The 5,349-nt window shown below is 72.0% G+C and carries 6 protein-coding genes and 1 riboswitch; of the genes, 4 read left to right on the top strand and 2 right to left on the bottom strand.

What is annotated here, in order from left to right:
• The coding region (locus tag ACWDX9_RS59210) for an FAD-dependent oxidoreductase (RefSeq protein WP_449972411.1) at positions 1 to 594 on the bottom strand (594 nt) is incomplete at its 3' end.
• Positions 584 to 701: riboswitch (TPP riboswitch) on the bottom strand. It overlaps the preceding gene by 11 nt.
• A gap of 53 nt (positions 702 to 754) precedes the next feature.
• On the opposite strand from ACWDX9_RS59210, the gene ACWDX9_RS59205 reads away from it, so the two are divergent.
• From ACWDX9_RS59205 to thiE, 3 genes are read left to right on the top strand one after another with little or no spacing between them, the layout of a single operon-like run.
• Entirely contained in the window at positions 755 to 1,924 is a 1,170-nt protein-coding gene (locus tag ACWDX9_RS59205; protein WP_449972408.1) for an NAD(P)/FAD-dependent oxidoreductase, read from the top strand.
• A gap of 30 nt (positions 1,925 to 1,954) precedes the next feature.
• Positions 1,955 to 2,329 (top strand): Rv2175c family DNA-binding protein, encoded by a 375-nt coding sequence (locus ACWDX9_RS59200; protein WP_350729058.1) that lies wholly within the window; start codon positions 1,955 to 1,957, stop codon positions 2,327 to 2,329.
• The gene (gene thiE / locus ACWDX9_RS59195; RefSeq protein WP_449972406.1) at positions 2,307 to 2,945 is read left to right on the top strand and encodes a thiamine phosphate synthase; all 639 of its coding nucleotides are present in this window, start codon (positions 2,307 to 2,309) and stop codon (positions 2,943 to 2,945) included. Before ACWDX9_RS59200 ends, thiE begins: the two co-directional genes overlap by 23 nt.
• A 185-nt stretch (positions 2,946 to 3,130) precedes the next feature.
• Here the strand turns inward: thiE and ACWDX9_RS59190 are convergent, their stop codons facing one another.
• Positions 3,131 to 4,198, bottom strand: a complete 1,068-nt coding sequence (locus ACWDX9_RS59190) for a polyprenyl synthetase family protein (RefSeq protein WP_364251384.1) — start codon at positions 4,196 to 4,198, stop codon at positions 3,131 to 3,133.
• A 169-nt stretch (positions 4,199 to 4,367) separates the two neighbouring features.
• On the opposite strand from ACWDX9_RS59190, the gene metF reads away from it, so the two are divergent.
• Positions 4,368 to 5,288 carry a methylenetetrahydrofolate reductase [NAD(P)H] gene (metF, locus tag ACWDX9_RS59185; protein WP_363963605.1) on the top strand — a complete coding sequence of 307 codons (921 nt, stop codon included), beginning with the start codon at positions 4,368 to 4,370 and terminating at the stop codon, positions 5,286 to 5,288.
• Positions 5,289 to 5,349 lie beyond the last annotated feature (61 nt).

Raw genomic sequence — 5,349 nt, 5'->3', positions numbered from 1 at the left:
GCCGCCTTCGGGCGGCTCCAGGCGTACCCCTGTGACCCGGCCGCCGTCGCGCAGCAGCTCGCCGACGCGCGCCCGTACGAGCTGGACTCCCCGCCGGTCGAGCGCGGCGAGCAGCGCCGCCGTCACGCGGCGCGGGTCCACCCAGGAGTCGCCGACGGCCAGCAGCCCGCCCCGCACCGAGGGGGCCAGCATGGGCTCCAGCCGGCGGCACTCGCGGCCGGTCAGCCGCCGGACGGGGAGCTCCAGCTTCTCCAGGTACGCGGCCAGCTCGTCCAGCGCGGCCAGGTCGTCCGCCCCGAACGCCACGTCGAGCGTCCCCTCGGAGCGCAGGTCCAGGGCCTCGGGGCCGGCCAGCCCCGCGTCGGCGGCCAGCTCGGCGGCGAAGGCGGGCCAGCGGCGCAGCGACGCCACACCGAGCCGCAGCAGCGGCACCTCCGTGTAGGTGACCTCGCTGACCGGCGCCAGCATCCCCGCGGCCGCGTGTGAGGCGCCAGAGGCGGGGGCCGGGTCCACCAGGGTGACGGGCCGCCCTTCGCGGGCCAGCCGCCAGGCCAGCGAGAGGCCGACGACCCCGCCGCCCACGATCACATCCATCCGCGCTCCCTTCGCCGGCATGATCCGGATCAGGTGTCTTGCGGTCGAAGGCCCGATGGCAGCCTTCCTCTCAGCCCGGTCACGGCCGGACTCCCGCGCGTCTTACGCCCCCAGCCTACGGCCTCGCTGCGACGCCCGGACACCGGCCCACGTTAGGGTCATGAACGTGAACGAAGTCGTGGTGGTGGGAGCGGGCCTGGCCGGAGTGCGCACCGTGGAGGCGCTGCGCGCACAGGGGTTCGGCGGGCGGATCACGCTGGTCGGCGAGGAGCGGCATCGCCCCTACGACCGTCCACCCCTGTCCAAGGCCGTGCTGTTCGGCGACGCCGACACCAGCTACGTCGACACCGACCTGGCCTCGCTCGACGTGGTGTTCCAGCCGGGGGTCAGCGCCAAGGCGCTGCGCGAGGGGGTCGTGGAGACCACCGAGGGCGAGCTCGGCTACGACGGGCTGGTCATCGCCACCGGCGCCGAGCCGATCAGGCTGCCCGGCGACGGCCCGCAACACGTGCTGCGCACGCTCGACGACGCCCACGAGCTCAGGGCCATGCTCGTCCCCGGCGCCCGCGTCTCGATCATCGGCGCCGGCTGGATCGGCGCGGAGGTGGCCACCGCCGCCCGCCGCGCCGGGTGCGCGGTGACCGTGATCGAGGCCGGCCCGGCGCCGCTCGCGACGGCCGTCGGCGCCGAGATCGGGGCCCGCACCGAGCGCTGGTACGACGGCATCGACCTGCGGCTCGACACCATGGTCGACTCCGTGGACGAGGGCGGCGTGCGGCTGGTGGGCGGCGAGTTCGTGGACGCCCACGTGGTGGTCACGGGCATCGGCGTGCGCCCGGCCGTCGAATGGCTCACCGGCGCCGACATCGACCTCCACAACGGCGTCGTCGTGGACGAGCACCTGCGCGCCTCCCTCCCGAACACGGTCGCCGTCGGCGACTGCGCCGCCTGGTGGTCGCGCCGCTGGCAGACCAGGCTCAGGGTCGAGCACTGGGACACCGCGCTCAACGCCCCCGAGGTGGCCGCCGCCAGCTTGCTGGGCGAGGACGTCGCGTACGATCCCGTTCCGTACTTCTGGTCGGAGCAGTTCGGACACATGGTGCAATACGCCGGTCATCATTTGGCAGGCGAGCGCCTGATCTACCGGGGCGAGCCGGAGGGCAAGTGGTCGGCCGTCTGGCTCACGGCCGACGGCGCCCTCGCCGCGGTGCTCGCCGTGGACCGGCCTCGAGACCTCGTACAGGGGCGCAGAATCATCGACGCGGGACACCGTCTCGACGCGGAACGCCTGGTAGATCCAGAAGTCTCTCTACGGGATTGTGTTGTTTGAGCAAGCACGGCATGTGGTAGTTGTGGTTTCGTGACGCTTTCTGTTGCACAGATCGACCGGGAGACCGACCAGCTCGTCGACGAGTGGCTCACGCTCCCCGAAGTGGCCTCGCGCCTAGACCTTCCGATCGGGCGGGCCAAGCAACTCCTCAAGGACCACAAGCTGCTCGGCGTACGCCGGGGGGGCGGCGGGCCACAGGTGCCCGCTGTGTTCCTCGATGGAAAGGACGTGATGAAGGGCCTGCCCGGCACGCTGACCGTGTTGCTGGACGCCGGCTACGACGATGTCGAGTCGCTGCGCTGGCTCTTCACCCCTGACGAGTCCCTGCCCGGATCGCCCATCGAGGCGATCAAGGCCGGCCGTCATACTGAGGTCAAGCGGCGTGCCCAAGCCCTCGGTTTCTGAAGCCCGCCTCTATCTCTGCACCGACGGCCGCCGCGACCGCGGCGACCTGGCGGAGTTCCTCGACTCGGTGCTGGCCGGCGGCGTGGACATCATCCAGCTGCGGGAGAAGGGTCTGGAGGCCCGCGAAGAACTCGCGCTCCTCGAAGTCTTCCGCGACGCCTGCGACCGGCACGGCAAACTGCTGGCCGTCAACGACCGGGCGGACGTCGCCCACGCCGCCCGGTCCGACGTGCTCCACCTGGGGCAGGACGACCTTCCTGTGACGGTCGCGCGAGAGATACTCGGCGACGACATCGTCATCGGACGGTCCACCCACTCCGTGGCCGAGGCTTCCGCCGCGGCAGCGGAGCCGGGCGTCGACTACTTCTGCTGCGGCCCCATCTGGCCCACGCCCACCAAGCCCGGCCGCCCGGCCCCCGGCCCGCCGCTGCTCCGGCACGCGGCCGCGCTGGAGACCTCGCGGCCGTGGTTCGGGATCGGCGGCATCGACCTCGCGAACCTGGACGAGGTGATGTCGTACGGCGTGCGCCGCGTGGTGGTCGTACGCGCGATCACGGACGCGGAGGACCCGGGCGCGGCGGCGGCGGAGTTCGCCAAGCGTCTGTCCTCCGCCTGACCGACAAGCCCCTGACCGACAAGCCCCTGACCGACATGAGCCCCTGACCGCGGCGGCCACCTGACCACAGGAGGCCGCCCGGCCGTACGGGGCCCTGTGACCCACGAGGCGCCCGCAATCACGCGGGCGCCTCCGAGTCGGAGGCCGGGCCCAGGGTGGCGATCCCCTGCCCAGGTCAGATCAGGTCAGGTCTTGCGGGAGGTGGCGGCGATGGCCAGCTCCGTCAGAGCCGCGCGCGCCTCCACCGTGATCGGCGCCTCGTCCAGCGCGGACAGCGCGTCCCCCAGATAGTCGCCGATCAGGTCCTCGCACTCCTGCAGCGCGCCCGTCTCGTCGATGATCTGCCGCAGCGTCTCCACCCCGTGCTCGTCCAGCCCGGGATCCCCCAGCAGCTGCCGGACGGTATCCGCCGCACCCGGGGACGCGGCCGCCAGCGTACGGGCCACGAGCATCGTCCGCTTGCCCTCCCGCAGGTCGTCGCCGGCGGGTTTGCCCGTCTGCGCCGGGTCGCCGAACACCCCCAGGATGTCGTCACGCAGCTGGAACGCGATCCCCACCCGCGTGCCGTAACCCGTGCACAGCTCGTCCATCCAGGGCGCGAGCTTGCCGCCGGCGAGCACCAGCCCGAGCCTGAGCGGCTGCTCCACCGAGTATTTGCCGCTCTTGAACAGCGCCACCCGCAGCGCCGACTCGAACGTGTTCTCGCCGTGCGCCTGCTCCAGCAGGTCGAGGTACTGGCCGCACATCAGCTCCGTACGCATGTGGTCGTGCACGGGCTGGGCCGCCGCCAGGGACTCGGGCGGCAGGCCGCTGGTGCGCCACATCTCGCCCGACCAGATCAGCAGCAGGTTGCCCAGCAGGATCGCCGCGCCCTCGCCGAACTGCTCCGCGGACCCGTACCAGGCGGACTTCTCGTGCAGCGCCTGGAACCGGCGGTGCGCGGACGGCATGCCCCTGCGCAGGTCGCTCTTGTCCATCACGTCGTCGTGCACCAGCGCGCTGGCCTGCAGCAGCTCCAGCGAGGCCGCCGCGGTGAAGATCGCGGGCACGTCCGTGCCGCCCGCGCCGCGCCAGCCCCAGTAGCAGAACGCCGGACGCAGTCGCTTGCCGCCGGCCAGCAACTCGTCGGCGGCCGTGCGCAGCGGCTCGAGCTCGGGGTCACCGGGGGCGGGCAGCTGTCGTTCGACGAACTCTCCGAGGGCACGCTCCACCTGTGTGCGGAGGGTGTTCATGCCAACGGCGTCAGTGGTCATGCCTTGAGACTAGTGGCCGCGTGCGGGGGATCGGATGTGCAGGTGTCCCAATAGGGGCATCTGGGGTGGCGTGGACGGCGATGTGCCGCTCGTACCGGTGACATGGCTGTGGCGGCAGGGGTGACACGGCCGTGACCTTGAGTCGGCGAGGTCCCTGTAACCTTGGCACATGGCGCTTGGTCGACCCTCCATCCTGCCCGATCGTGTTCCCACCGTCCGCGACATGCTCGCCGCCGGTGGCCGGTCGTTCTCCTTCGAGTTCTTCCCGCCGAAGACCGACGAGGGAGAGCGGCAGCTCTGGAAGGCGATCAGGGAGCTGGAGTCGCTGCGGCCGACGTTCGTGTCGGTGACCTACGGCGCGGGCGGCTCCACGCGCGACCGCACGGTCGACATCGTCGAGCGGATCGCCCACGACACGACGCTCACGCCCGTGGCGCACTTCACGGCGGTCAACCACTCGATCCGCGAGCTGCGTCACCTGGTGGGGCGCTTCGCCGACGCCGGGGTGCGCAACATCCTGGCCGTCCGCGGCGACCCCCCTGGCGACCCGACGGCCGAGTGGTTGCAGCACCCCGAAGGCGTCCTCTACGCCGAGGAGCTGGTGCGGCTGATCAGGCAGGCGGGCGACTTCTGCGTCGGCGTCGCCGCCTTCCCGTACAAGCACCCGCGCTCGCCGTCCATCGAGAGCGACACCGAGTTCTTCGTGCGCAAGTGCGAGGCGGGGGCCGACTACGCGATCACGCAGATGTTCTTCCGCGCGGACGACTACCTGCGGCTGCGCGACCGGGTGGCGGCCAGGGGGTGCGACACGCCGATCATCCCGTGCATCATGCCGGTGACGCAGATGAGCACGATCGCGCGCTCGGAGCAGCTGTCGGGAGCGCCGTTCCCGGCGGAGGTGGCGGCCCGCTTCGAGGAGGTCGCCGACGACCCGGCGGCGGTGCGGCGGCTGGGCATCGAGCACGGGGCCGAGCTGTGCCGGCGGCTGCTCGACGAGGGCGCGCCGGGCATCCACTTCATCACCTTCAACCGCTCCAGCGCGTCGCGCGAGGTCTTCCAACGCCTCGACGCGGTGCCCCTTTCCGCCTGAAAACCTGTCGTTCTTTACGGCGGAGCACGGGCGGCGCCACCCGCCGCCCGTGGCCGGTGAC

The sequence above is a fragment of the Nonomuraea sp. NPDC003201 genome, assembly GCF_053590415.1.
Note: the sequence above shows the minus strand (reverse complement) of the source record. Positions and strands in the feature narration are given on the sequence as shown.